Origin of the sequence: Polynucleobacter meluiroseus (genome assembly GCF_900205755.1) — a bacterium.
In the GTDB taxonomy this organism is placed as follows: domain Bacteria; phylum Pseudomonadota; class Gammaproteobacteria; order Burkholderiales; family Burkholderiaceae; genus Polynucleobacter; species Polynucleobacter meluiroseus.
In genome coordinates this window covers 41,730-68,689 of sequence record NZ_OANS01000005.1, presented here as the reverse complement: position 1 = coordinate 68,689, position 26,960 = coordinate 41,730, and the positions used below count along the sequence as shown (strand labels likewise).

Sequence of the window (26,960 nt, the reverse complement as noted above, 5' to 3'; positions counted from 1 at the left end):
TGCTGTTTGTAGATAAATGCGTGCCTTAGACATCGCTCATAAAATCGCCGCCGCCGCTGTCATCCCATGAGCTCGAACTGCTATCGTCCCATGAGCTGGCGTCATTTACTCCAAAATTAGAGTTGTCCTGAGCAGGGCCGCTGACTTGGTTCATGCCAGAATTTTGGTTGGCCATATTACCGCCTTCGTGCTCACCCATGAGACGACCTGCCAAGGCTTGACCTGCATACATTCCAGCACCAAGCGCGGCACCAGTAGCCAAACTCCCCATTAAGCCACCTCCCATACCGCCAGCGGCAGGATAAGCACCTGGAGCACCGGGGGCTCCAGGATAGCCACCTGGGCCACCCGGAGCACCAGGATAGGGAGCGCCAGGAGCGCTGTACGCCTGCAAGGGGGCAGGACGATTGCGATTTCTCAGGAAGAAAAAGATGCCTGCGCCCAAGATGGCGAGCAAGACCCAAAAAATAGGGCTGGTAAAAATAGAACTGGCGCCGGCGTTATTTGAGCTGCCTGCAACAGCGCCGCCTGCTAAACGGGCTTGAATTTTCTGTACTGCTTCAGGTTGCGCAAATGGCAAACCAGGGGCGAGATTTTCTGCTTTGGCGAAATAGCGACGAGCATCTTCAAGCTTGCCCTCTTTGAGAGCCAGTTCAGCAGCAACATAGTTTGCCTTGGCGCTATTTGGATGGTTTTGTAAAACCTCCTTCATCATGGCATCGGCTTGACCCATTTTGCCTGCTTGCACGGCTTGATAGACTTCTGGCAACGTTGCTTCGGCAAACGCCATTGAGCTAGTGAGTAATATTGCGGCAGAAAATAGACCGACTAATAGATTGGGTACGCTACGCATCTTCATCTTGACTCCTTTAGTGATGAAACCATTCTGGTGAATAACCATTATCCCCATTTTAAGCACTGATACTCTTTGTCACATATGGGGTCTTTAAAAGGCATTTCAAGGGCAATCGGGGCTATTACCAGCTATTCCGCTGACCTAATCTGACCATCAGCTGAGATGAAGAAGGCTTTATTGATCTTGTCCGGCCGAATGCGTCTGAGCTCTTGTTGATAGTTTTCGAGTTGTTTTAGGTATTGCTTATACAAATCGCTATCTACTTTAGGAATGCTTAACTTGTAATCAATGATGGCAAGATGATCTTCAAACTCAACCAAGCGATCCAAGCGGAAACTCTGACCAGCTTCATTAGCGATATCCAACTCATTCCAAGCCTGCACCCACTTACCCGAACTTAAATAGGGCTTGAGCTCTGTTGCGTGCATCACCGTTTGGCAATAAGCGTGCAGTTTACGAGCCATCGCCTGATCCACCTTCAGCCAGCGCGTGATCTCTTCGATGCTTGGCATCGGCACGACCACTGCAGAACTTCCAGATTGCGGAACGATAGACTCTAGCAGTTTATGAAAATACACGCCCTCCTCCAAAATCCCCGCATTAGGGGAATTGGCTTCTACAGGCGGACTGGTCTTTACCGTGGCGCCACTCAGAATAGCTTGCAACTGCTCTTGATGACTGAGTGTGGCTGGCCCCCAAGTAATCTGAAAATCGGTCATGCTGAAGGTATCGGAGCTTAGTTGAGCGGTTGGCTGATGAGTTTCTCGGCTTGGCATCACTTCTATCGCATCTATAGTTGGCAGCAGACCAAAATGCGCACGCGCATACCAAGACTTTTGATCTAAGCCGGTGGAATTATTTGCAGTAGGCTTATTGGCTACCCCGCTAATCCAAAGGCCCTGCTTAGCACGCGTCATGGCAACATAGAGTAAGTTCCAGTTTTCATTCTGACTAATTAATTCTTCTTCCTCCCGAATGTGACTGCGGGGTGGAGTTAAATTGGCTCTGGTGTACATCGACAAATGAGATGGACTGCCCTCATTCGGCGACCAATCTAGCAGAACGCCAGAGTGTTCAGTGGCACCCGCTGTGTGATTGGCATCCAAAATAATCACAAAGGGCGACTCAAGGCCCTTAGCTCCATGAATGGTCATCAGGCAGACACGATTCTGTTGATCTTCCTCCGACATCTCGCTGTCTTGATCTATTTCTGCTAGATCTGCCTCAGGCTCAGCCTCAACATCACCTTCATCTGGAGTTTCATCATCACCACCACGGCGCATCGCGTTGATTGCGTCAATAAAGCGACTCAGGCTTGGATAGCGGCCACCATCTTGGTTAAGTGACAGCTCTAAAAAGGCATCCAAGTTAGCCACGACCTGGGTGCGGGCTAAAGGCTGTGCAGTGCTTGCATACTTCAAGCGTAAATTACTTTCTTGATAAATCCGATCAAGTAGGTCATGCACAGGCAAACGTTCTCCCAATACGCGCCAATGCTCTAAATAGCGCGCAGCCTCTTGAGCGGAACTATCCTGACTATCTTGCAATGCATCCCACCAAGAGCGGTATTGATGCGTCGCTTTCGCAATACTGAGATTTTGTATTTGTTGTTCAGTGTAAGAAAAGATAGGGCCTCTTAATACTTGCGCTAAAGGGAGATCATGGCGTGGTGACATCAGCACTGTCAACAAGGCAATCAAGTCATCAATCTCTAGGGTGTTGAGTAGACCACCTAGACGAGAGCTGTCATAAGCCAGCCCCGCTTCGCGCAAGGCTCTCTCAAATTGCGGCAAATATTTTCGGCGCTTAACTAATAATAAGAAGTCACTCTCTCGAGCAGGACGCCAAATCATGCGCCCATCTTGTTGATCCATCACTTGCCGCGTTGCTATAACGTGAAGGATAAGCTTACTGATTTCTTGCCCCTCAACATAGCGTTGTGTAGCGGCTACCGTTTGGTTTACATCGGTAATGGGCTCATCAAATGCATTACCCACACGTGGCGCGATCTCTTCCGCCACATAGGGGACTAGGGGTAACAGCGCTGCTTCACCCTCTTGGGAATAGATCGCTTCTGGTATTCCGTCTTGCAAAGGCTTCCACAAGGTCTTTTGCTCGCTGAACTGATAAGTCGGCGGCAACTGCGAGCGCGCGAAAGTAGAGTTCACGGCGTTGTTAATCTTAGGAGCGTTACGGCGCGTGGTGTTTTGATTGAGGGGTGTCGCCTGCAGATGGGTTTCTAAGAATGCTATTGCGCTAGTAAATAAGCGAGGGTCGGCTCTGCGGAATCGATAAATAGACTGCTTAGGGTCGCCCACAATAAAGACGCTAGGTTTATCTTCGCCTTGACCATAACCCTCAAGCCATGAGCGCAAAATTTGCCACTGCAATGGGTTCGTATCCTGAAATTCATCGATCAAGATATGTTTGTACTTGGCATCGAGTCGCGCTTGCAGATAAGCCGCATTTGCAGAATCTGCCATTAACTTACTCACGCCAATTTCCAAATCATCAAAGTCACGCACCCGCATCGCATCTTTAGTCGCGGTAATGTGATCCAGCATACGGGCGCTCATCGCAAACCAGGCTTGATTCAAGGCATAAACTTCTTGTTCGGCCTGATAGTCTTGAAACTCAACAAAGGCTTGAGCCCAAGCTTGTTTATAGGCGATGTGGTCCGGCTCAAGCTGGGCCTGACCCTCCCTCACAAGATACTTTTTTACTTCACTCGATGCACGATTGGTGCTATCACGAGGCTCATCTTTATCCGTGATAAAGACGGTCTGCAGGGATGAGGCAATTTCCATGACATCACCCTGACGCTGTAAACACGCTAAGGCATTGACTAACTGCGGTACAAACGCAGACTCCGCCTTACCGCTATGTGCAAAGCAGCGAATCAGGAACTCTAGATCCGCTCTAGCATTGGGTGCATGCCACACCCGCAACAAAGGATTCTCCTGCTGCAATTGCGGTAAAAATTGCTGCAAGTGTTCAATCGGGGTGATGCCCTTTGCTTTACAAGCTTGTTCAAAAAAGGTCCAAGCGCCACGCTGCTTCATGAGGCCGTAATTACCTATCAAGAATTTTTGCGTATTGCTTGCGCCCAGCTGATTTAAAAGAACATCATAGTGCACCTTGAGGTCTACTGGAAAATCTCCCCACCAATCATCTAAACAGTCTTCTAGCAATCGCTTGCTATCTTGACGCAGACTAAATCCCGGCTGCACCTCCGCTGAAATAGGCGCAGCATTGAGCAACCTACCAAACCATCCGTGAAAGGTATCGATCACGATCGGCTGCGGGCTGGCTAGGATTTTGAGGTAGAGGGCTTTGGCTTGGGGTAGTAATTGTTCGGCCTCCTCCTTGCTTAAGCCTCGATCGCATAGCTCTTTCAGAAGCTCAGTATTTCCCATGACTGAAAATTGCTCTAACAAACCGTAAAGTCGGTCGCGCATCTCTTGAGCGGCTTTGCGGGTAAAAGTCAACGCAAGAATTTCTTGGGGCTTCGCCCCAGCGAGTAATAAGCGAATCATGCGGGCAACTAGAAGCCAGGTTTTGCCACTACCTGCACATGCCGAGACGATGATGGATTTACGGGGATCGCAAGCGAGCGCGTTATCAAATTCTTGTTTCACCACATCCCCTTACGACAAATACCTCTTGCCTCACAATATTGACATACGCCATCTGGCGCAAATGCTGCCAATGGCTTTCTCGACCAGAGTTTTTCAATATCTTTAGTCAGCTGCTCAGAAAACATAGGCATTAGTTCTGTTACGCTCTCGACCTCAAGAGAGCGCTGGGCTTTCTTACCTCTTTTTACATCGGCTTTGAGTGAAACCCATTCTGCTTGCTTAATCTCATGATCCTGAAGATGGGCGCTCGCTGGATTTTCATTGGCAGCTCGGGCATAAATTAGTAATTGCGGATCATCTAGAACATGCTCAGAGCGCTTCTTCATCTTAGTCATTGACTGGTTTTTATAGTCAATGACTTCTGCACTATGCCCGCTTTTGACGTTGATATCAAAGCGATCCGCACGCCCTTCAATGCGCATCATGCGCTCCATGCCATCTACATCAATGAAGTGCAGATCAAAGCCCACCTTCTGTTCTGCATTGTGATAGCGCCACCCATCAGCCTCTCTCTGTAGTTGCCAGTCCACAAAACTAGGAATTTGTTTTTGCCAATCCCGTAGTGTGCCCAGCACCCTCCTATCGCCCTCTACTAGGCGCTTGAATTCTTTTTCGGAGATCGTCAATAGCGCTTGCTCCATCCACTCACGGCGCGCCTGAATGTCGGCGTTCACTAATGAATGGACTTGTTGCTCCTCAGTCTTGAGGGCTTGGTAAAAATTACGCAATAGGGCATGCAGCGACTGTCCAGCTAATGAGGCATCAAAACCATCCTCAAATTCTTTTGCTGCACGCAAGCCTAATAAGCTGCGTACGTAGTATTTATAAGGACAGTCTCTTAAGGCTTTATAAGCACTCGGACTCATAGACAGCGGCATTGGTAAATCCGCGGCCAAGGTAGTAACGGACTGCTTTATTGGCTGAGCCTTGCCCTCATAAAGTGTGGGCTGCGCAATCACTGCTTTCCAGCTCGGCAATTCAGCCTGAAGTCGCTGTATCCAAGCGGATGGCCTGAGTGGTTCGCCGCTCTTGCTTTTACTCTGCCACAGCAAATCCACACTGGCACAGGAAACTAAGAGCTGTGAAAAATCTCTCGCCTGTTGAACGTATTGAGCTGTAATGGTGGATGCCCTTAATAAACGATTGAGCGCATCCGAGAAGAACAAAGGTGGCTCGGAGAAGGCTGGCAACTGCTGCTCGTCACAGCCAACTACCACCACTGCGTCAAAACTTCTTAAGCGTGTGGAGCTTAAGGGTAAGATGCTCAGGGTGGCTTGCGCCTCTTTACCAGCCTCTGCATAGGAAGCTCCCTCCATCACGGTTTTTATCAGGCTAATCCACTCAGGTAAGCGCATTGCAACGAATTGGTAATCGCTTGAATGTAAGTCAAGACTGAGCATGGTCTCCAAGAGTTGCTGACCTGCGGAGTCTTTTTCTAAAGCTCGAGCGATACCGGTATCTTCTAAGTCCTTTTGCAGCATGGCATACGCATTAGCGCAATGGAGATTAAGTTCTTGCCATGCGTAATGACGCGCGCGGATAAATTGCAGCACCTTCAATAAGGCCTCATGAGCTGCGTTGTGTTGATTGCCTGCGTAGACATTGGCACGCTCGATCGCCATATAAAAAGTTTCCCAGCCCGACTTGGCTTGGCTGGCAATCAAAATATCTTCTAGCTGGGCTACCAAACCAATACAGGCCTCGGGGGGCAATTGGATACAAGCCGCAATATCCAAATAGGGATTCTGCAAGAAGGCTAGCAAAGCGCTTGCAGTTGGCCCCTCCTTAGGCGCGCGGATCAGTTCTAGCCAGCTATTAAGGGCTGCCGCCGCTCGCGTGGTGTCTAATTTCCAACCAGTCTCATCACGAATATTGAGCGCCGGTCCTAAGCGTGACAATAAGGCGCGCGCCCTTCTTGCGGCGAGACGATCTTGCGCAACTAAAGCAATATTCTTTTTACCTGCAATCAGATGCGCCTCAATTGCTTGAGTGGCAGCCCAAGCCAATTCTTCAAAACGTCTTGCCGATAGTAAACGCCAATCTTGATAACGTGCACTTGCCAAGTTGCGCTTCACTTGACTCGCTTGCTCCTCGCTTAATTCCTTGAGTTCACCCAATTCATTATTGCCAGCGAGCGCCTCAGGCCACAAGGCAACCGTTTGCCAATCCAATGTGACTTTAATGACAGGTGCGTATTGCGCATAGTTACTCAAATACCGCTCCATCACCTCATGATCAATCGGTTTCGGGTCAGCAGTTTCTACCCAGATCAAGGGTCTTGGTGTGGCTTGATTGGTTTGCGCTAAACCCAAATAGGCTGCCATCGCAAAATGTTTCCGAAAGACGCCATCGCCCACGCCACTGAGATAACGCCAGAAAGTGAGTAGCACCTCGGATTCTTGATCCACTACTTTTCGTGAAAGCGCTGGATAAGCCTGAGCAATGGTTCGATCTAGCATCACTTGCAAAGCCTTGATCCAAGCCTCTGAGTCAAGTGCTTGGCTTTGAATCAGTTGATTTAATTGCTCGTGCAATTGTGGAATCATGGCTTCCGACAAAATATCGCAAGCGGCAATGACTGATTGCGCCAAGCCCCACGCCCCTGCATCACTCTCTGCTTTAAACCAAGATTTGAGCTGGGGATGTTTGCGCAGATTGACGTAGACTGAAATCCAACGCTCTAAATCAGAGGGCTTTTGCGGAAACCTCCAAATACCAGGCGCCGCCTCCAGCCAATCGCCGAAACTCATGACTTGGGGTAAAAATGCCTTCTGAGGCTGAATATCACCCACTTTAGGACGGTATTTTTCTAGGGCGGCCCTTACTCCAATCAAAGGGCCCGCAGTGCTGAGCACGACGATAGGTCGTGCACTGGCTTGCCCTGCACAGCTCCAGATTCCAGCGGCTAGTTGCTCGAGCGCCGTGGCATCGGGCGCAATCGACCAGGATTGCACTTGCGCTTCTTGAGAAATCACGGGAAAGGACTTAGGCATGGAGTTTGATTTTGGCGCTAAATTTTAAAATTTGGGCAGACTGAGTGGCTTATTGCTAATATAAGCGCTGTAGTCCGTAAACTTAATAAGTCTAAATAAGGAATTTTCATGAGTGCCGGCATTAAACACATAAGTGACGCTTCATTCGAGCAAGATGTTCTCAAATCCGATAAGCCTGTATTGCTTGATTTTTGGGCTGAGTGGTGCGGTCCCTGCAAAATGATCGGCCCTATTTTGGAAGAGCTTTCTACTGAGTATGGCGAAAAGATCCAAATTGCAAAAATGAATGTGGATGAGAATCCTGGGGTACCAGCCCAATTCAACATCCGCGGCATTCCTACCTTGATTTTGTTCAAAAACGGTACTGTCGCCGCTCAAAAGGTCGGCGCGCTCGCTAAATCCCAGTTGACCGCATTTATTGATAGTCATCTGTAAATCATCCTTGGTCACAGGCTCTTATATTGAGCCTGTGCTTAGTTTTTAGCTGATTTCACCCCCAAACCTTACCCATAAGCTTGCATGGGTCGATTTTTCGTGTAATATCCATTGAACGCATTCTGATGCGATTCGCTTTCTAGCACTTAACTTTCCCTTTTTAGCCAATCCCCCCCTAATTCGCTTTCCCAGCCGATCCTGTTCAAGATCAGCCAAACCTCAAATTCAATCCCCACTTTTTTTATACACCAGAGAACTACATGCAATTAACTGAACTCAAACTCCTTCACGTCTCCGCTTTACTCGAAATGGCGGCCAGTTTGGAGATTGAAAATACCCAACGGATGCGCAAACAAGAATTGATGTTTGCGATTTTGAAAAAGCGCGCTAAGGCGGGCGAGACTGTTTTTGGTGACGGCACCTTGGAAGTATTGCCAGACGGCTTTGGCTTCTTGCGCTCTCCAGAGGCCTCTTATATGGCCTCTCCAGATGACATCTATATCTCTCCAGCGCAGATTCGTCGCTTTAACCTTCACACGGGTGATAGCGTAGAAGGCGAAGTACGAACGCCTAAAGATGGCGAACGCTATTTTGCCTTGGTCAAGGTCGACAAGATCAACGGTTTGCCTCCTGAGGCCTTAAAGAACCGCATCATGTTTGAGAACTTGACACCGCTTCACCCTAATCGCACCATTCATTTGGAGCGCGATATCAAGGCGGAAGAGAATCTCACTGGTCGAATTATTGACATGATCTCCCCCATCGGCTTTGGCCAGCGTGGCTTGATTGTTTCTTCACCCAAGTCCGGTAAGACAGTCATGATGCAGCACATTGCGCATGCGATTTCCACCAACTTCCCCGATGCAATTTTGATTGTGTTGCTGGTTGATGAGCGTCCTGAAGAAGTTACTGAGATGCAACGCTCCGTCCGTGGTGAAGTCGTTGCCTCCACGTTTGATGAGCCTGCCGTGCGTCACGTTCAGGTCGCTGAGATGGTGATTGAAAAAGCCAAACGCTTAGTAGAAATGAAGAAGGATGTCATCATCCTTTTGGATTCTATTACGCGTTTAGCACGCGCTTACAACACCGTTGTTCCTTCCTCCGGCAAAGTGTTGTCGGGTGGTGTGGATGCAAATGCCTTGCAGCGTCCAAAACGTTTCTTCGGTGCTGCCCGCAACATTGAAGAGGGCGGCTCTTTAACCATCATCGCTACCGCATTGATTGAAACAGGCAGCCGCATGGATGACCTGATTTATGAAGAGTTCAAAGGCACCGGCAATATGGAAGTGCACCTAGAGCGTCGCTTATCTGAGCGTCGCGTCTATCCTGCGATCAACCTCAATAAATCCGGCACGCGTCGTGAGGAATTGCTCGTGAAAGCGGAAAATCTCCAAAAAATCTGGGTTTTACGCAAATTATTAGCGGATATGGACGACATCGAAGCGATGAACTTCATTGTCGATAAGCTCAAAACCACTAAAAATAATGGCGAATTCTTTGATTTAATGCGTAAAGGCGGCTAATTAAGCCTGAGAGGGTGCATAAAACGCGCTTTTTGATGGATTTCGTGGCATAATTTCGCCTTTAAAGCTTTAACCATTTGTATTTAACTTGGGTAAGTATTTAACTTCGCTAATTTATTGAATTCATTGAATAAATTAAACGTAACTTAAACGGCTGCCCGCTAATAGGATTAACCATGAAACCTGGCATTCACCCCGAATATCGCGAAATCGTCTTTGTTGACGTTTCCAACAACTTCAGCTTCAAGACTCGCTCTACTATGTCTACCAAAGAGAGAATCAAATGGGAAGACGGCAATGAGTATCCATTAGCCAAGATCGAGACTTCATCTGAGTCACACCCTTTCTACACTGGTACCCAAAAGATTATGGATACCGCTGGTCGTGTTGAGAAATTCCGCCAGAAATTTGGTACCAAAGCCGTTGCTAAGGCAACTGGCGACGGTGCTGCAAAAACCGCTGAGAAAAAAGCGGCCGCTGCAGAAGCCAAAGCTGCTGAAAAGCCAGCTAAGAAAAAGGCTTAATACATCCTGGGGTTGGATAACCCTTCCCTGCGAGATAATCAAGGCAGCATTTGCTGCCTTTTTTATTGCCGCTAAATTGATGACCCTTATCCATGGTTAAACTTACCGCCGCCGCCACTACCTCTATTCCACGCATCATCATCTTTGCGCTGACGATTGTCTATGGTTTTGCCGGTCTCTTCGCGCGGGATCCCTGGAAAAATGAGGATGCCATTGGCTTTGGTGGCATGTGGGCTGCACATCATGGTAAAGCTACAGAATGGCTGGTTCCCCATTTGATTGGCCGCGATATCTCTCTAGGCGCTCCTTTGCCGTATTGGTTGGGCGCTAGTCTTATAGATCTTTTTGGTCCTTATATTGGCATGACCAATGCTGCTCGTCTTTATTCAGCGCTGTGTTTTTTTGCTGCTGCTCTGGCGATTTGGTATGCCACCTATCTCTTGGGCCGCCGTCAAGAAGTGCAACCAATGGCACTAGCAGTAGGCGGTCAGCCAGGACGTAAGAACTACGGTATGACCTTAGCCGACGGTGCGCTCCTGATCTTCCTTGCCTGCGTCGGACTTGCGCAACGCGCTCACGAAACTACTCCGATGATGGCGCAATTGATGGGCATCAGCATTATTCTCTACGGTACCGTACGCGGCTTAGATAAGCCATGGCAAGGCGGTATCTGGACTGGCTTGGGCATTGCCGTCACTGTGCTCTCCAGCAATCTCACTCTAAGCTTGATTGTTGTAGCGGCAACCATCATCGCAGTCTTGATGAGCAACGCTAAATTGCGCTTTCGCTGGACTTTAGCCAGCACTATTTTGGGACTCATGGGTTTTGCGCTTTGGCCTGCGCTTTGGTATTGGGGCAACCTATCCCCAGAGTGGCGTCATATTGCGCAAGAAGGCTGGCGAAATGTGCCAGAAATGAGTGCCACCCCTTCTATCGCATCCCTCAGCTTTTTGAGCGTGAACTTTTGGGCATACGCTTGGCCAGTATGGCCGTTGGCTATTCTGTCACTTGCGCATTGGGGGCAATCTAACAGCGCAGGACGTTGGCGTGCACCGCATCTATGCATCCCCTTAAGTTTATTTATCGGCTGCTTAATTTATATTTTATTTAGGTCGGAAGCCAATGAACATGACTTAATGATTTTGATTCCTAGCCTATCGATCATTGCTGCATTTAGTTTGCCAATTTTGAAGCGGGGTCTGATTAGCTTCATTGACTGGTTCGCTATGTTCAGTTTCACACTGATCGCGATGGCAATTTGGATTGTTTGGCTTGCTGGCGTCACCGGCTATCCAGCAACTACCGCAGCCAATTTAGCTAGATTACTTCCGGGCTTACAGACCCAGTTTGATGTACTGGGTTTATTCATTGCATTAATCATTACCGCTATTTGGATTGCCATTGTGCGCTGGAGAACCTCTCGCGCCCCAAAGGAAATCTGGCGCTGTCTCATCATCTCTGCGTCTGGTACGACCTTGATGTGGGTGCTACTAATGACCCTGTGGTTACCGACAATTAATTACGCTAAAACGTATCGCTATGTCTCAACAAGACTGTCGCAAGTGATCGCCAATACACCCGGTTGTATAGATACTAGCAATATTGGTATGGCACAGCTTGCCTCGTTCACGTATTTCACATCACTGACTCTGCGCGATGACCCGAACTGTAATTTAATGCTCACCCACAATTCATTGGAGGCGAAAGCGTATGCAAGCCTCAATAAAAAATCTCTCACCCTTCTCTGGGAGGATCGCAGAGCATCGGATAGAGATGAGCGTCTCAGGCTATATCAAGTGACTGCGGGTTCATCAAAATAAATGGGCTTGCACTTTAAATTGGCGCGCTTGGGCGAGGATATTCCTGCACTACTTAAATTAGCAGCACCTCTGCTCATTGGTCAGCTAGCGGTGATCACTTTTGGCGTTCTAGATACTGCGATGACCGCGCGCTATTCAGCGCCTGATCTTGCCGCTTTAGCAATGGCTTCAGCGATTTTTATTAGCATCTATGTTGGCTTAACTGGCGTCGTGTCTGCTCTTGCCCCTATCGCTGGTCAATTGTTTGGAGCAAAGCGCTTAGATGAGATTGGCGAAGAAGTGCGTCAATCGATTTGGCTGGCCCTTGGTCTAACGGTATTGGGCTGCCTAGTTTTACTCAATGCAGATTTTTTATTGAGAATATCCCGTGTGGACCTGGAGATTGAAGGTAAGGCGCGGCTTTACCTCAGCATTCTTGCTATTGGCTTACCTGCCAGCATGGGAATGCGAGTCCTGATCGCTTTGCACAATGCCGTTTCGCGTCCAGCAGTCATTACTGTGGTGCAATTAATTGGCCTAGGCTTAAAGTTTCCGTTGAACTTATTATTTATCTATGGCGGTTTTGGCTTTGAAGGCATGGGGGGACCCGGCTGCGCAGTCGCCACCGTAATCATTAGCTGGCTGTGGCTTGTCAGCACTTTACTCATTGTCTTATTGGATGACTTTTATAAACCCTTCAAGGTATTTAGTCGCTTCAGCATGCCCGATTGGCGCCGCATTTGGACCTTGCTACGCTTAGGAGCCCCCATTGGTTTTAGCTATTTAATTGAAGTGACCTCTTTTTCATTTATGTCTTTGTTCATTGCGCGCTTGGGAACCACTGCGCTAGCAGGTCATCAAATTATCGCCAATATGGGCACTGTGATGTACATGGTTCCGCTGGCACTTTCAATTGCTACCATGACTTTAGTATCGCAATCGATTGGCGCCAACAAGCAAGAGCGTGCTGAAGAAATCGGTTGGTCATCTATCTTCTTTACTACCGTGGTGTGCGTTTCTATGGGGGTTGCTGTCTGGGTATTTAGGATGACGCTCTTGGATCTTTACAACCCCCCAGAGGAAGTGAGAGCCTTCTCCGTTCCCTTATTTTTATTCATTGCGTTCTACCAAGTCTTTGACGCCTTGCAGGTCAATGCCGCCTTTATCTTGCGCGCTTATCGTGTAGCTTTTTGGCCTATGCTCATTTATGCCGGTTCTCTGTGGGGAGTCGGTTTAGGTGGCGGTTATTTAATGGGCTTTAATGTGTTTGGCAATACGCCAGCGTTTTTACAGGGTGCCAGCGGCTTTTGGGCTGGTAACAGTATCAGCTTAGGCTTAGCCGCATGCTTCCTGCTTTATCTGTTCAGAAGAACGGCGGCACGTTTTGAGAAAACGCATCCGCCGGTCGAGGTGTAAAGCGCCCAACTATCCTTAGGGCAGTTGGCTTAAGCTTATCTAGGAAAACTAGGAACTTGATTGCCTTTGGAATACATGCACTGCTGGTAAGCAATGTTGTACTGAGTCTGGGATTGGCTTTGTTTACCTGAGGAATTCATGGCACCCAATGCAGAGCCGCCTAGTAGACCGACTCCAGCACCAGTACCAACACCTGTATGGCTACCGCCACCAATGACTGCTCCAGCAGCAGCACCTAAGGCAGCGCCCAATGCCGCACTAGTGATGCCCTCTTTTAAAGCAGTGTTACTAGAGTCTTTAATGGCATTGGCTGCAAACTCTCGGCACACTTGGTCTTCTTGCTGGAATACCTCAAAAGGCTTACCTTCACGCGGCATGATGGCGATAGTTGGGCCTGTTGGAGCTGAAACACAAGCAGCCAAGGATGAGAGCAAAACAATAGAGATAAGTGCGCGTTTCATATTTGGTCTTTCATTTAATTAATATTTAATTTACCGCCCCAAAATAGCAGCCTACTTCGGCGGCGATCCGCCAGGAGGGGCTGAAGCTGGTTTGGTAATCCAACCCGATGCACAACTTTGTGCGTAAGGAAAATACTGCCCGCTGGCTTGACAGAAATACCATACTGGCGGCTCTGGCTGAGCAGCTAAGACCATTGGTTGCTGAGGAGCGTAAGCAACCACAGGTGCGGCGTAGACTACTGGCGGTGCATAGTAGTTGGCGCCATACGGATATCCATAAGCACCATAAGGCCCTCGCCATCCTCCCCATCCAGGACCGTATGCTCCTCCGTACCCTGGTCCGTATGGCCCGTAGGGTGCCGGACGGTAACCGCCACCAACCGATACATTCCACCCAACATAACCATGCTGAGCCGCAGCGGGACTGGTATAGGCAAAACCAGCAAAGGCGATCCCTAAGGAAAATAACGCGTTAATTCGGTGTTGATTTAATAGCTTAGAAGTTCTCATTGCCGACCCCTTAGTGATGTCTTAGCTAGGTCTAAGTTAGGACATTATCAGTTGCATGCTTTATTAACGCTTTAAGTCGAATTAAGCTGACAGGATGTGTCCATTTTAGGATATTTACTGCTCTAGCTTGATACCTGACCTTTGAATAACCCTAGACCATTTAGCGGATTCAGAGCTGATGAAGTGACTTAGATCATCCGGGCTTCCTGGTGCCGCATCCAAGCCGCTCAAGCGCAGCTTGTTTTTTACTTTAGGGCTGCTCAGGGCCTGACGGGTAAGGATGTTGAGTTGCATTTGCACCTCGGGTGGTAAGTTGGCCGGTGCCATGAGAGCAAACCAGGAGCGGGCATCAAACCCAATTAACCCCTGCTCCGCAAGGGTTGGAATTGCTTGAGCGGCGGGGGACCGCTTCAATGATGTAACGCCAATAGCCAAAATGTCATTGGATTGAATTAAAGGTAGAGAGGAGGACAGATTATCAAAGAGCATATCAATACGTCCACTCACTAAATCCGGCAGAGATTGCGCGCGACCCTTGTACGGGATATGTCGAAGTTGTACTCCCGTCATTTCTTGAAATAACACCCCAGACATATGCAAAGAGGTGCCCACTCCAGAAGAGCCATAGGTAAGTTGATTTGGCTTCGCTTTGGCTAAGGCAATTAATTCAGGGAGCGTGGTGATGCCCACTTGTTTGCTGACAACTAAAACATTAGGGGTGCTAGCCAAGAAACTGATCGGCGTGAAATCTTTAAGCGGGTCAAATGCCAGTTTTTCATAAAGCGCACCGTTGATCGCATGAATGCCCACGGTCCCAATGAGCAATGTATAACCATCAGGAGGGCTTTGGGCAACCAAGTCGGCAGCAATATTGCCACCATAACCTGGACGATTCTCAACCAGTATTGGGACTGATAAGCTTTTCTGCCAACTCTGCGCCAAGGTGCGAGCCAAAACATCTGGAGCACCGCCGGGGGTAAATGGCACGATGATGCGAATAGCTTGTTTAGGCCACGGAGTTGTACTGCCCTGGGTTTGCGCCAGTACGGGAAGATTGACGCCGACCATCAGGATCCAAGAGAGGGCCAAAAGGCCCAACCTTGACCTAGGAGAAAGCATTCTACTCAGCAGTATTTAGAAACCAAACTGAGTACGCAACCAAACCAAGCCGTCATATTTGACAGGGTCGTCCGCGCAAGGACCAAAGCCACACTCCAATAGAGTGGATAGGAGATTGGCTGCTACCACCAAGATAAATAGTGCGATGAGTGTATTTGCAAGCCAGGATTTAGACCGCACTTCTCGACTAGGCAGCATAAGCAAAATCGCCTGTCCGGCTATTAGACCCGCATACCCTACAAAACCCCAAGTATAAAAATGCAGGTTTAAGAAAGTAGTGCCATATCCAGGATCACCGGGCAGGATATGCAAGAACACTTGGCGCAAAGACACCATCATGCCCACTAAGCCACCCAAAATACCCCAGCCGTAATGGGATGAATGCGCCCCAAAACGAAGATTGAGGACTATAGCAAAACCAATGATGATGAAACCCACACGCTGGAGCAAGCATAAGGGGCAAGGTAGCTCGTTGTAATAAAACTGCGCAAAGAAGGCATACGACAACACGCCAATCACCGCGGCCAATGAGAGCTGATTGCCCAAACCAGCCAAAGAAGGAAACAAGCGCTTACTCATAGACTGAGATCAAGGTGGCTCGAAGCATGAAAACTAAACCAGTAAACAAATATCAATAATGTGACCGCAAGTAGAACTAGGGCAGCAAAGCGCATCTCGAGCTGAATTAGCAAGAGGCCGATAAAAGCAGTCAAAAAAGGCAGGTACATGTACATGGTTGAATTCTATCGCAGGTTTAAGGCAATCGTTTTACAAATCATCATTGATTAAGACGGCTTACCTTGCTACCTTGCCATCCAAAAACTGGAGTACTGCCGCATTGTATTTTGCTTCGCTTTCTAAATGAGGAACGTGTCCAGCCTCATCGATCGCCACTAATGAAGCCTGCGGTATGGTTTTCGCAGCCTTTAGGCCCAATTGGGGGAAATCACCCAAAGTCTTGACGGCCTCAGGAGGCGCGAACCGACGACCGAATACAGTTCTATCTTTTTGACCAATCACTAACAATACCGGCATATTCAGTTGCGATAAATCGTTTACAACTGGTTGCTCGGCAATCATTTGATAAGTTAGGACTGAGGCCTGAGAGTAGGCCCGATAATCAGGACCTTTTTGGACTCGTACATACACCTCGACAAACTTTTCGTAAGTGGGGTTCCAGCTCGGAAAATAACTTTGCAAAAATCGGCGGAAGCTTTCTTCAGTCTGAGCCATTTCTAATTGCAGCAAGCGCTCATTCGTTTGCGCCGGAATCGCCTGACTGTAATCCTCGAGCCCTAAGGGATTTTCTAAAACGAGTTTTTGTACTACCTGTGGATACAAACGAGCAAACCGAATTCCCAACATGCTACCCATAGAATTGGCGATAACGGATACCTTTTGAATCTTTAAAGAAATTAATAGCGCGCGTGTATTCGCCGCGAGCTCATCAAAGTGATACGGCACATCGGGCTTGGAAGATTTGCCAAACCCAATCTGGTCAGGAGCGATCACTCGGTAGCCATCCGCACTCAAAGCTGCAATCGTCGGCGCCCAATAATCACTTGAAAAATTTTTACCATGAAAGAGTAATACCGCCCCTTTTTGTCTGCCTTGGGCCGGAACGTCCATGTATGACATCACAACAGCCTGGCCCTGCAGTGTGGTTTTAAATTCTCGCACTGGGTACGGGTAAGGTAAAGCGCTTAGACTGAGGTCTAATGGGGTGGCGTTGGCATATCGACTGGGGCTCTGGGATATGACCGTATCTTGCTTGGGAGTAGAACATGCTGTCAGCAATCCAAGCGCCATTAATGTACCTACCATTAGCGCGTTCAGCAATCTCATCGATGTGTTCCCTATTTAAATAACGGTCGTTTTGAGTGTTGCTAACCCATCGATGGCAGCTTCCAGAATATCGCCTTTGACAATGGGCCCCACACCTGCGGGAGTCCCAGAAAAAATGAGGTCTCCAACCTCTAGCGTGAAGAGCGTCGACAAATAGGCAATCGTCTCAGGTACATTCCAAATCATTTGATCTAGCGTGCCGGTCTGAAGTTGCTTGCCATTCACCAACAGCGTGATGGCGCTGTGGGTGAGGTGCCCGCACTGAGATGCGGGGGTGATCGCAGCGCACGGAGCAGATTGATCAAACGCTTTACCAGTATCCCAAGGACGCCCCATCTTTTTGGCTTCGGCTTGTAAATCACGACGTGTCATATCTAAACCTACAGCGTATCCATACACATGTTCGAGCGCTTGTTCTGGCGCAATATTAGCTCCGCCCTGCCCGATCGCAATCACCATCTCAACTTCATGCTGAACATCATGAGAAAGATTAGGGTAAGCAAAATCTTTACCATCTGCGAGGATCGAGTTGGCTGGCTTCATAAAAAAGAAAGGGGGCTCTCGATTAGGGTCATGGCCCATTTCACGGGCATGATCAGCATAGTTGCGGCCTACGCAATACACCCGATTCACGACGAAGCGGCGCTCGTCACCGATGACTGGCAAGGTAATTCGTTCTGGAGGATCAATGACGTATTGAGAACCCATAATGTTGCTTTCCAAAAAGAGATCTAATGAAGTATGGTTTGGCATTCTGTTTCAAGCATACCAAAGATCAGCGCTTAGCCCCAACCCAAATAGAGCGCCACATGATAAGTAATAAATGAAGCAATATAAGCCAAGGCAAATAAATAGCTCAGCATAATAATGGGTATCCGCCAACCCCCCGTCTCCCGTTTGACAGTAGCGATCGTTGAAAGACATTGCGGGGCAAATACAAACCAGGCCATGAGTGAGAGCGCGGTCGCCAAAGACCAGCTCGAAGAAATCAGGGGTACAAGAGCCTCCGCCGCATCCGCACTCGAACTAGAAAGTGCATATACGGTTGCCAAGGAGCTGACCACGACTTCACGCGCAGCCATGCCCGGCACTAAGGCAATGCTGATTTGCCAATTAAATCCAATCGGAGAGAAGAGATAAGACAGGGCTTGGCCCAGCATTCCGGCAATACTATATTGAATCGGCGCGCCCGTAGCGCCCTCTGGAGGCAATGGAAAACTGGACAGGACCCACAGCGCAATAGTCATCACTAAGATAATTCCACCTACGCGCCTTAAAAAGATGACTACCCTTTGCCACAAACCAATTCCTATATTGCCTAATCGCGGTAAATGGTAACTGGGTAATTCCATCATCAAGACATTCATGCGGAGCTGCTCACTCGTAAAGCGCTTCAGTATCCAAGCAACTCCCATTGCGCCTGCGATTCCAGCCACGTAGAGTAAAAATAAAACGAGGCCCTGCAACTCAATTCCTCCAGCCATTCTTTTGCTCGGGATAAAAGCTGATATCAATAAAGCATAGACTGGTAGACGGGCCGAACAGGTCATCATTGGCGCTATCAGGATCGTCACCATGCGGTCTCTAGAATTGGAGATACTTCGCGTGGCCATGATTCCCGGGATAGCGCAAGCAAAGCTTGAGAGCAAAGGAATGAAGGAGCGCCCCGATAAGCCAACCGCGCCCATGAGTCGATCCAATAAAAAAGCTGCGCGAGGTAAGTAGCCAGATTCTTCTAGTAACAAAATGAAGAAAAATAAGATCAAAATTTGTGGCAAGAAAATAAGGACACCGCCTAAGCCGGCAAGCACACCATTGATGAGCAAGCTGCGCAACCAGTTATTAGGCAATACGGTAATTAATTGATCGCCTAAGTACTCAATGGCGCTTTTAATTAAGTCCATCGGCAGCTCTGCCCAACTAAACACTGCTTGAAAAATAAAGAAGAGGAGTGCGGCCAAAATCAGGGGGCCAAGCAAAGGGTGTAGCAATACCGCATCCAAGCGATCACTCAGGCGGTCAGGAATAATTTGGTCTAAATGCAAGTTTTGCAAAATGCGCTGGACTCGGACATTGTCTGTTTCAACATGTTCAATATGAGATGCCACATCCTCTATCTCGTCTTGATGGGTCGCCCCTGATAAAGAATGTACGTTGCGCCAATCTAATTGGGCTAGGTATTCTTTGATGTCATCAGCGCCATGAGATTCGATACCAATACTGGTGATGACCGGCAAACCCAACTCCTTTGATAAAGCAGCTGTGTCGATTTGCAAGCCCTGGCGTTGCGCAATATCAAGCATATTGAGCACTACCACGCAAGGTAGATTCAAGCGCTTAGCTGCCAGGACTAAACGCAAATTGCGTCGCAAATTCGTTGCGCTCAGAATGCAAAGAATAAGATTGGGCCTCTTCTCACCTTCAGCTCTGCCTAGCAGCACATTGCAAGTGACGCGCTCATCAAGAGAGCGCGGATACAAACTATAGGCTCCAGGCAAATCTAGAATACGAATGGTTTTTCCATTCGCTAGGGTCAAGCGCCCTTCTTTGCGCTCCACGGTAACTCCAGCGTAATTCGCTACTTTTTGACGGCTACCAGTGAGTAAATTAAATAAGGCTGTTTTCCCACAATTAGGGTTACCTAAGAGCGCAACCATCGGCTCGTTAGAATAAAAGTGAACCTTAGACTCAGACATGGCGCACCGCTTCCACTTCAATCATGCGTGCTTCAGAAGGTCTTAATGCAAAGGTGGAAGCGCCGACGCGAACCATCATGGGGCCCTTACCCAATAGACCCTTTCGCAAGACAGCGACAGGCTCACCAGGCAGAAAGCCAATATCCTCCAGTTGCCCCTTCATGTGCGGGCCGCCTTGGGGAGCATGTACTTTGGTAACGCGATAAAGGTGATGTAATTCCACCTGGTCTAAGTTCATTCTATAAGGGGAAAAATGATTAAAGTTCATTATATCTCTGAATGAGAATGAATATCATTCAAGACCAAAAGCACAGCCGCCCTGCAAAGCCACCATCCAATTAAAAATGTTAGGGGGTTGCGTAACCGTATTTCTGCAAAACTGTCTTAGCATCTGGGCTACGTAAATAGGCATAAAGCTCAAGAGCCAATGGGGGCGGATTGTTCATTAACACCATACGCTGATTGAGCGGCTCATACGAGCCCTCGGGCAGTTTGACATATTGGATTGAACGACCCAGCTCGGGTGACATCGCTAATGATGTTGCACTAAATCCGACCTGAACAGCACCAGAACTCACATACATGGTTGCCAATGAAATATTTTCCGCATAAACCAATTTACTCTTCACCGCTTCCCACAGGTCAATCGATCTGAGATATTGCACTGCTGCCTTGCCGTAAGGAGCTAATTCTGGATTGGCAATGACTACTTTATTTGACTGTGTAATAGCCTGTTGAATTTGCCCAGCTTGAGAATTGAATGGGACTCCGCTTGCAGTATTGAAAATAAAGGCGAGATTTCCGCGGGCATAAACCACACCAGCATTTTGCGTCAAACCTGCTTGGTAAAGTCGTAAGGGAAAAATTTCATCGGCGGAGATAAAAAGATTGAAGGGGGCCCCTTGCTGAATTTGGCTACTTAAGTTTCCTGAAGAGCCGTACACAATCCTGAGCTCTTGTGGATGCGTACTTTTGAAATTCTGATAAATTGCCTCGAAGGCAGGCTTCATATTACTGGCCACAGCAACTGTCACAGTTTGTGCGCTGGCAACAGGGCCAAGCGCAAGGAATAGCAGGAAAACAAAACATCTAAAAAAAATGGTTCTGAACACGCTTTGCAATTTTCCCTCTGCTTTTCATTTGCCTTGAATATCAACAATACTATACAAACGATTCGCCTGAGGAATAGCCCAAGGAACTATGAAAATAGAAATGCCCGCTTGAATTACCGAGCGGGCATTTTTTTTGAACAGATTAACTCTGCCGATAAAAATTACTTCTTAGCTGGAGCTACAAATCCAATGACAGTGTCATCAACAAACTCAACCATCACGTCGTCGCCAGTTTTGAATTTCTCAAGACCGAGTACGCTTTGATCTACTTTAACCTTTTGCTTTTCGCCGCTTGGTAAAGTGAATGTCACCATGCGTGTTTTGTAATCAATAGTGCTGATTTTTACAGTCGCATAAATAGTATCGGTAGTCTCTTCAAATGGCTTTGCTGAACCTTTACCGGAAATTACTACAGAATGTACACCAGATACACCAGGTTTTGCATCCTTAGCTACTGCTGTTAAACCAACTGCAATCGCTTGCGCATGTTCAACAACAAACATATCGCCTTTTTTAACTTTGTCTAAATCGTTTACTTTTTTTGAAACATTCATTTGTACTAAATTACCGTTGGCATCTTTTAATGTCACGATACGCTTAGCAAGATCTACTGAATCCACAGTAGCGGACATCACAGCGACTTCAGCTGCCAAAGGAACCATTTTTGCAGGCATTTGTGCAAAAACAGAAGTAGCGGCAACCAAGCCGACGGAGGTAATTAATGCAGCTAGCAAAGATTTCTTCAAGATAACTCCTAGATTTAAGTAAAGTGAGGTGGGACACTGTGATTAGTCATCCCACTGAATATTATTGTAACCATGATTTAGGGTCAAAAAAATATATGGACACTCAGTAAGTATTTATATTTAATTTTTACCAGCAAACAATATGACAAAAAAATGTCAATACATTACAAAAGCTTTTTTTATGCAAAAAAACAGCATTATTTCGCTGCAGGACTGGCAAGATGCCGAGCAGCATGCGTACCCAGTAAGGGAAGCCGTTTTTATCCTAGAACAGGGTGTTCCCGAATTCATGGAGATTGATGAATTTGATGCGCTTGCAAAACACGCCCTGATATTTGTAGGTCATCAATGTATTGCAACGGGGCGCCTACTTATCCAATCTGATTGGCGTGGTCAGATTGGACGCATGGCGGTCATGCCCAGCTTTCGTCAAAAGGGTTTTGGTAGGCAATTATTAAACGCGTTACTTGACTTTGGGCAAACTCAAGGCCTCAGTGAGTTTATCTTGCATGCACAAATTAGTGCCTTGCCCTTTTATGAAAAAGCAGGATTCATCCCAAATGGACCTATTTATCAGGAGGCTGGCATACCACATCGTAATATGACGTTAACTATTGCCACTAAATAAGAACACCATGATCACTGCGCAGACTAGTACACCCTTCCTTTTTCGAATTTGCTATGCCGATACCGATGCAGCTGGCTTTGTTTATCACGGTCGTTATTTGGACATATTTGAACGTAGCCGCGCTGAGTGGCTTCATCAACGTGGCTTTAGCCCATCCCAGCTGGCTTCAGAATTCAACATTTTGTTACCGGTAAGGGACCTCACCATGAACTTTAATAAGCCAGGCCGACTAGATGACATTTTGAGCATTGAGCAAATATTTGAGCGCCGAGGACGTACACAAATTGCTGTCAGACATACGGCGCAGCGAATTCAATCGGGTTCAGAGCCGGAATTGCTTGTAAGCGCGCTGTTGCACATTGTTTGTGTTGATACCCTTACCCTGAAACCCAAAGCGATCCCGGACTGGCTCTTTCCAATAAGTAAATAATGGGATCTGAAGGTAATAGCTTAAAATAAGGCTCTTTCTGCAAACACTGCAAGTGTGGCAGCTCACCCCATTGGCCGGGATAGTCTTTTAATTGAATACGGGCCAATTTTATTTTGGTTCCTATGCTATTTACTGATCTTGGTTTATCCCCATCTATTCTTCGCGCAATTGCAGAAGAAGGCTATACCAGCCCCACCCCTATTCAGGAAAAATCGATCCCTGCAGTATTAAAGGGGGGCGACTTACTTGCTGCTGCTCAAACTGGCACCGGCAAAACTGCTGGCTTTACCTTGCCCATTTTGCAGCGCTTGAGCACTACTGCTCAAACGGGAACTGGCAAGCGTCTGCTGCGGGTTCTCATTCTCACCCCTACCCGCGAGCTAGCCGCGCAAGTGCAAGAGTCTGTATTAACGTATGGCAAATACACTGGACTCAAGTCAGCCGTGATTTTTGGTGGTGTTGGCGCTAATCCTCAAATTAAAGCAATTCAAGCGGGTTTGGATATATTGGTGGCAACGCCTGGGCGCTTGCTCGACTTGATGGCGCAGAGATGCGTTTCCTTGGACGCAATTGAAATCTTGGTATTAGATGAGGCCGATAGAATGCTCGACATGGGCTTCTTACGTGACATTAAAAAAGTCTTGGCCGCCCTTCCTAAAAAGCGTCAAAACCTGCTTTTCTCCGCCACCTTTTCTGATGATATTAAAGCGCTAGCAGATAGCCTCTTAAATGCGCCTGAATTAATTGAAGTCGCGCGTAGCAATAGTGCAAATGAAGCGATCGCCCAGTTAATTCATCCGGTAGATCGCGGTCAAAAGCATCCACTCTTGGCCCATTTAATTCAGAGTAATCAGTGGAAACAGGTGCTCGTTTTTACTCGCACCAAACACGGTGCAAATAAATTAGTAACTCAGTTAGAAAAAGATGGCATTACTAGCATGGCGATTCACGGAAACAAAAGTCAAAGTGCGCGCACCAAAGCCTTGGCAGAGTTTAAGGATGGGAAGATTACCGTTTTAGTGGCAACCGATATTGCTGCACGCGGAATTGATATCGATCAACTACCCCACGTAGTGAACTACGACTTACCTAACGTCTCCGAGGATTATGTGCACCGCATCGGCCGAACTGGTAGAGCAGGATCTAACGGGGTAGCGGTTTCTTTAGTATGTGTCGATGAGCATCAAATGCTCAGGGATATTGAAAAGCTGATTAAACAAAAATTACCTCAAGAAGTGATCGCTGGTTTTGAGCCCGATCCAAATGCAGTGGCTCAACCTATTCAATTGCGTAGTCAACAACACCAACAATCCAGAAAGCCTCGTCCAGCAGGAAGTACTGGTGGATCAGCTGGGGCTGGAGGTAAACCCAGAACAGGTAATCCAGCTAGTAAACGCAGCAGCCCTCCTAAGAAGACGTTTAGTCGCTAATTTTTTAAACTAGATAGATGACAATCACTCGACGCCGCGCAATCCAAACATTGGCCAGTCTTTTGGCAATGCCAGCCTTCAGCCGGGTAGGAATTGAATTTCTACTCCGCCAATAGAGAAAAATAAACTCATGTCCAGCGAACGCATCCTTTCAAATCCAGAGCCCAGGCTAACCTCACTCTCCCATGGGGGTGGGTGTGGCTGCAAGATTGCCCCTAGCGTGCTCTCTGAAATACTGAAAAACGTTCCCAATCTCCCCATTCCAAAGGCATTGTTGGTTGGCATCGAAACCTCTGATGATGCTGCGGTGTACCAAATCAATGAGTCTCAGGCGATCGTTGCTACAACGGATTTCTTTATGCCGATTGTGGATGATCCTTTTGACTTCGGGAAAATTGCCGCAACCAATGCAATTAGTGATATCTATGCCATGGGCGGTACACCCCTGTTCGCCTTGGCACTTGTTGGCATGCCAATTAATGTACTCTCGAACCAAACCATTTCGCGGATTCTTGAAGGCGGCGCTGATGCTTGTCGTAGTGCTGGCATTCCAATAGCGGGTGGCCACACCATTGATTCAGTAGAGCCCATTTACGGCTTGGTTGCGATTGGCCTAATCGATCCGAAGCTTGTCAAAAGTAATGCTGCGGCAAAGAGAGATGATGTGCTCGTTCTAGGTAAACCTATCGGCGTAGGCATTCTTTCGGCGGCACTTAAAAAAGATCTTTTGAGCTCAAGCGGCTATCAAGAAATGATTGCCAACACTACTCAGCTTAATATCGCAGGTCCTGAGTTAGCTCGACTTGAAGGGGTGCACGCCCTAACCGATGTCACTGGCTTTGGTCTAGCAGGTCATGTACTAGAAATGGCGCGTGGCTCGCAATGCACCGCACAGATCGACTGGCAAAAGATTCCATTGCTGGCAGGAGTTGAAGATTTGGCGAACCAAGGCATCATCACCGGTGCTTCAGAGCGCAATTGGCAAAGCTATGGCAATGATATTGACCTACCCGAGCAGTTTTCCAATGCGCAAAAGGCTTTATTAACAGATCCACAAACCAGCGGAGGACTGCTGGTTTCCTGTGATCCTCAGTCTGTAGAAGCGGTGCTGGCCATCTTTCATAAGCACCAGTTTTCGAATGCTAAAGTCATTGGGAAGATGCATTCAAAGCAAGATCACTATTTAACGATCTCCAAATGATGCATTTTGAGTAAAAGATAAAGATAAAAAAAGCCTAGCTGTATTAGAGCTAGGCTTAATACCTTTGGAACTACAAAAAATTACTTCTTTGCTTCCATTGCTTCTTTGGTTGCAGTAATTTCTTTACGGCGCTCTTTGCATGCGCCAGCAATTTCTTGCAATGCCTTACGGGCACGAGCAGCAGAAGCTTTCACTCCTTTTTCTACAAACTTTTCGCTCTCGGCTTTGTAGGTTTCGAAAGCGGCTAATAGTGTTGCGTGGTGTTGTGACATCTTGGCTCCTTTGTTTCAAATCAGAATGAGAGTGTTGCCTCGAAAACAGTATATCGCCATAAAAACCAGTGAATTTAGGGTTCCAAATCAGGGTTAACTCTAATTTTGGAACCCTATTTACCTTTTTATACCAAAAAATGAAACTATTCTTAATAATTTAAGAGGCGATTCAGGTCTTAAGCAATGCGATTTCGAATAATGCCGATACCTGTAATTTCCGTTTCCATCACGTCGCCCGGCTTCATAAATTCTTGAGGTGTACGACCTGCTCCGACACCAGATGGAGTACCTGTAGCAATAATATCTCCTGGCAACAAAGTCAAACTGCGAGACAGCTCAGAAATAATCACGGGGATCTTGAAATACATTTGCTTATAACTGGCATTTTGTTTTTCTACGCCATTCACGCGGCAGATAATACGGGTGTCGTCTAGGTTGACGCCGCCGGAAGTAACGACCCAAGGACCCATCGGTCCGTGACCATCTAGACTCTTGCCCTTAAACCATTGTCCCGAGTGGCGCTTTTGCTGCACATCGCGTGCCGTGGTGTCGTTAAAGGCCGCGTAACCAAAGACGTAGTCAAACGCATTTTCTTCAGAAATATTGATTCCCTTTTTACCAATAACAACAGCTAACTCCGCCTCCCAGTCAATCATCGTTGAGTAGCTGCCGTCATAAGGAATGTCACTAAACGGACCATTCATCGTTTGCGTGCCCTTAGAGAAAAATACGGGTACCTTTGGGTACTCCTTCACCGAAGTGTCGGCGCGATGCTTTAAGCCTTCTTCAAAGTGATCAAGATAATTCCAACCGACACAATAAATATTGCTTTGTGGTTTAGGAATAGGGGAGAGCAAGGTCACTTGATTCACGCTCACCATAGATTTACCGCGGTTCTTAAAAATCTTTGCTAACTCAAGCAAACCTTGATTCCCAGATCCCGCTAATGAAATCATCGAAGTGGGGTCGAACGAGAGCGTCATACGTAGACGAGCCGCCTCAGCTGGGATATCAACCATGAGGCCATCATTGGTGACTAATCCCAAGCGAGAGCTTGCGCCCATCTTTGGTAAATAGTTAGCAATCCGAAAGCCAGCATTTCCGGTCATGGGCTCTACCAAAATAGGCTGACGCTCTAGGGTGGCGGCTGACGCATTGGTTATTCCTACGCCACTTAAAGACGCAACTGCACCCAACTTCAGCATATCTCGACGACTGGTATCCATACTATCTCCTGATGTAATTTCAATTATTAGGCTAGTTTGCTAGCTTCTGCCTTAAATCATAACCAAAAACGCGGCTAGTCTGCAATAAATTCTAAATATC

General features: G+C 47.5%; 25 protein-coding genes. 9 read left to right on the top strand and 16 right to left on the bottom strand.

The annotated features are described in order from the left end of the window. Window positions 1-25: 25 nt before the first annotated feature. The 3 genes from CP950_RS09165 to CP950_RS09155 form a co-directional block, all read right to left on the bottom strand. Window positions 26-859: a tetratricopeptide repeat protein gene (locus tag CP950_RS09165; protein ID WP_096674769.1), complete on the bottom strand. Its 834-nt coding sequence runs from the start codon at window positions 857-859 to the stop codon at window positions 26-28. A gap of 125 nt (window positions 860-984) precedes the next feature. Beyond that, on the bottom strand, window positions 985-4,494 hold the full coding sequence (locus tag CP950_RS09160; protein ID WP_243391977.1) for a UvrD-helicase domain-containing protein: 3,510 nt from the start codon (window positions 4,492-4,494) through the stop codon (window positions 985-987). Beyond that, on the bottom strand, window positions 4,491-7,487 hold the full coding sequence (locus tag CP950_RS09155; protein ID WP_096674617.1) for a PD-(D/E)XK nuclease family protein: 2,997 nt from the start codon (window positions 7,485-7,487) through the stop codon (window positions 4,491-4,493). Before CP950_RS09155 ends, CP950_RS09160 begins: the two co-directional genes overlap by 4 nt. 108 nt (window positions 7,488-7,595) lie before the next feature. Here CP950_RS09155 and trxA point away from each other — a divergent pair, with 108 nt between their 5' ends. From trxA to CP950_RS09130, 5 genes are all read left to right on the top strand, one after another. Continuing rightward, a complete protein-coding gene (gene trxA / locus CP950_RS09150; RefSeq protein ID WP_096674615.1) occupies window positions 7,596-7,922 on the top strand; it encodes a thioredoxin TrxA in 327 nt (108 codons plus the stop codon). Window positions 7,923-8,182: 260 nt separating this feature from the next. Beyond that, the gene (gene rho / locus CP950_RS09145) at window positions 8,183-9,445 is read left to right on the top strand and encodes a transcription termination factor Rho (protein ID WP_096674613.1); all 1,263 of its coding nucleotides are present in this window, start codon (window positions 8,183-8,185) and stop codon (window positions 9,443-9,445) included. A gap of 176 nt (window positions 9,446-9,621) precedes the next feature. Further along, window positions 9,622-9,969, top strand: a complete 348-nt coding sequence (locus tag CP950_RS09140) for a type B 50S ribosomal protein L31 (RefSeq protein WP_096674611.1) — start codon at window positions 9,622-9,624, stop codon at window positions 9,967-9,969. Window positions 9,970-10,061: 92 nt separating this feature from the next. Next, complete coding sequence (locus CP950_RS09135; RefSeq protein WP_096674608.1) at window positions 10,062-11,789, top strand: ArnT family glycosyltransferase; 1,728 nt, start codon at window positions 10,062-10,064, stop codon at window positions 11,787-11,789. Next, on the top strand, window positions 11,790-13,184 hold the full coding sequence (locus tag CP950_RS09130) for an MATE family efflux transporter (RefSeq protein ID WP_096674606.1): 1,395 nt from the start codon (window positions 11,790-11,792) through the stop codon (window positions 13,182-13,184). 35 nt (window positions 13,185-13,219) lie between these two features. Here the strand turns inward: CP950_RS09130 and CP950_RS09125 are convergent, their stop codons facing one another. The 11 genes from CP950_RS09125 to CP950_RS09080 form a co-directional block, all read right to left on the bottom strand. After that, entirely contained in the window at window positions 13,220-13,645 is a 426-nt protein-coding gene (locus tag CP950_RS09125; protein ID WP_096674605.1) for a glycine zipper family protein, read from the bottom strand. A 51-nt stretch (window positions 13,646-13,696) separates the two neighbouring features. Then, window positions 13,697-14,155 carry a hypothetical protein gene (locus CP950_RS09120; RefSeq protein WP_096674603.1) on the bottom strand — a complete coding sequence of 153 codons (459 nt, stop codon included), beginning with the start codon at window positions 14,153-14,155 and terminating at the stop codon, window positions 13,697-13,699. Window positions 14,156-14,269: 114 nt separating this feature from the next. Continuing rightward, window positions 14,270-15,244 carry a Bug family tripartite tricarboxylate transporter substrate binding protein gene (locus tag CP950_RS09115; protein ID WP_243391976.1) on the bottom strand — a complete coding sequence of 325 codons (975 nt, stop codon included), beginning with the start codon at window positions 15,242-15,244 and terminating at the stop codon, window positions 14,270-14,272. Window positions 15,245-15,289: 45 nt separating this feature from the next. Next, window positions 15,290-15,853: a disulfide bond formation protein B gene (locus CP950_RS09110; protein ID WP_096674599.1), complete on the bottom strand. Its 564-nt coding sequence runs from the start codon at window positions 15,851-15,853 to the stop codon at window positions 15,290-15,292. After that, entirely contained in the window at window positions 15,850-15,948 is a 99-nt protein-coding gene (locus tag CP950_RS10160) for a DUF5993 family protein (protein WP_419185591.1), read from the bottom strand. The genes CP950_RS09110 and CP950_RS10160 overlap by 4 nt, the downstream gene beginning before the upstream one ends. A 121-nt stretch (window positions 15,949-16,069) precedes the next feature. Further along, entirely contained in the window at window positions 16,070-17,119 is a 1,050-nt protein-coding gene (locus tag CP950_RS09105; RefSeq protein WP_096674597.1) for an alpha/beta fold hydrolase, read from the bottom strand. Between the two features lie 15 nt (window positions 17,120-17,134). Further along, on the bottom strand, window positions 17,135-17,872 hold the full coding sequence (locus CP950_RS09100) for a fumarylacetoacetate hydrolase family protein (protein ID WP_419185589.1): 738 nt from the start codon (window positions 17,870-17,872) through the stop codon (window positions 17,135-17,137). A 29-nt stretch (window positions 17,873-17,901) separates the two neighbouring features. Continuing rightward, window positions 17,902-19,815 carry a ferrous iron transporter B gene (gene feoB / locus CP950_RS09095; protein ID WP_096674595.1) on the bottom strand — a complete coding sequence of 638 codons (1,914 nt, stop codon included), beginning with the start codon at window positions 19,813-19,815 and terminating at the stop codon, window positions 17,902-17,904. Beyond that, the gene (locus CP950_RS09090) at window positions 19,808-20,053 is read right to left on the bottom strand and encodes a FeoA family protein (protein ID WP_096674593.1); all 246 of its coding nucleotides are present in this window, start codon (window positions 20,051-20,053) and stop codon (window positions 19,808-19,810) included. The genes feoB and CP950_RS09090 overlap by 8 nt, the downstream gene beginning before the upstream one ends. 109 nt (window positions 20,054-20,162) lie before the next feature. Beyond that, on the bottom strand, window positions 20,163-20,927 hold the full coding sequence (modA, locus tag CP950_RS09085; RefSeq protein WP_272867616.1) for a molybdate ABC transporter substrate-binding protein: 765 nt from the start codon (window positions 20,925-20,927) through the stop codon (window positions 20,163-20,165). Between the two features lie 161 nt (window positions 20,928-21,088). After that, complete coding sequence (locus CP950_RS09080; RefSeq protein WP_096674591.1) at window positions 21,089-21,673, bottom strand: hypothetical protein; 585 nt, start codon at window positions 21,671-21,673, stop codon at window positions 21,089-21,091. A 181-nt stretch (window positions 21,674-21,854) separates the two neighbouring features. Here CP950_RS09080 and CP950_RS09075 point away from each other — a divergent pair, with 181 nt between their 5' ends. The 4 genes from CP950_RS09075 to selD all read left to right on the top strand — a co-directional run bounded on the left by CP950_RS09075 (window position 21,855) and on the right by selD (window position 25,362). Continuing rightward, window positions 21,855-22,301, top strand: coding sequence for a GNAT family N-acetyltransferase (locus CP950_RS09075; RefSeq protein ID WP_165766440.1), 447 nt, complete (start codon window positions 21,855-21,857; stop codon window positions 22,299-22,301). 7 nt (window positions 22,302-22,308) lie between these two features. After that, the gene (locus CP950_RS09070; RefSeq protein WP_096674590.1) at window positions 22,309-22,731 is read left to right on the top strand and encodes a YbgC/FadM family acyl-CoA thioesterase; all 423 of its coding nucleotides are present in this window, start codon (window positions 22,309-22,311) and stop codon (window positions 22,729-22,731) included. Between the two features lie 122 nt (window positions 22,732-22,853). Beyond that, a complete protein-coding gene (locus CP950_RS09065; protein WP_096674588.1) occupies window positions 22,854-24,161 on the top strand; it encodes a DEAD/DEAH box helicase in 1,308 nt (435 codons plus the stop codon). Window positions 24,162-24,291: 130 nt separating this feature from the next. Then, a complete protein-coding gene (selD, locus tag CP950_RS09060; protein WP_096674586.1) occupies window positions 24,292-25,362 on the top strand; it encodes a selenide, water dikinase SelD in 1,071 nt (356 codons plus the stop codon). Between the two features lie 80 nt (window positions 25,363-25,442). On the opposite strand, the gene CP950_RS09055 is transcribed toward selD, so the two are convergent. Continuing rightward, on the bottom strand, window positions 25,443-25,634 hold the full coding sequence (locus tag CP950_RS09055; protein WP_096674584.1) for a hypothetical protein: 192 nt from the start codon (window positions 25,632-25,634) through the stop codon (window positions 25,443-25,445). Window positions 25,635-25,810: 176 nt separating this feature from the next. After that, on the bottom strand, window positions 25,811-26,860 hold the full coding sequence (locus CP950_RS09050) for a fumarylacetoacetate hydrolase family protein (RefSeq protein ID WP_096674582.1): 1,050 nt from the start codon (window positions 26,858-26,860) through the stop codon (window positions 25,811-25,813). Window positions 26,861-26,960 lie beyond the last annotated feature (100 nt).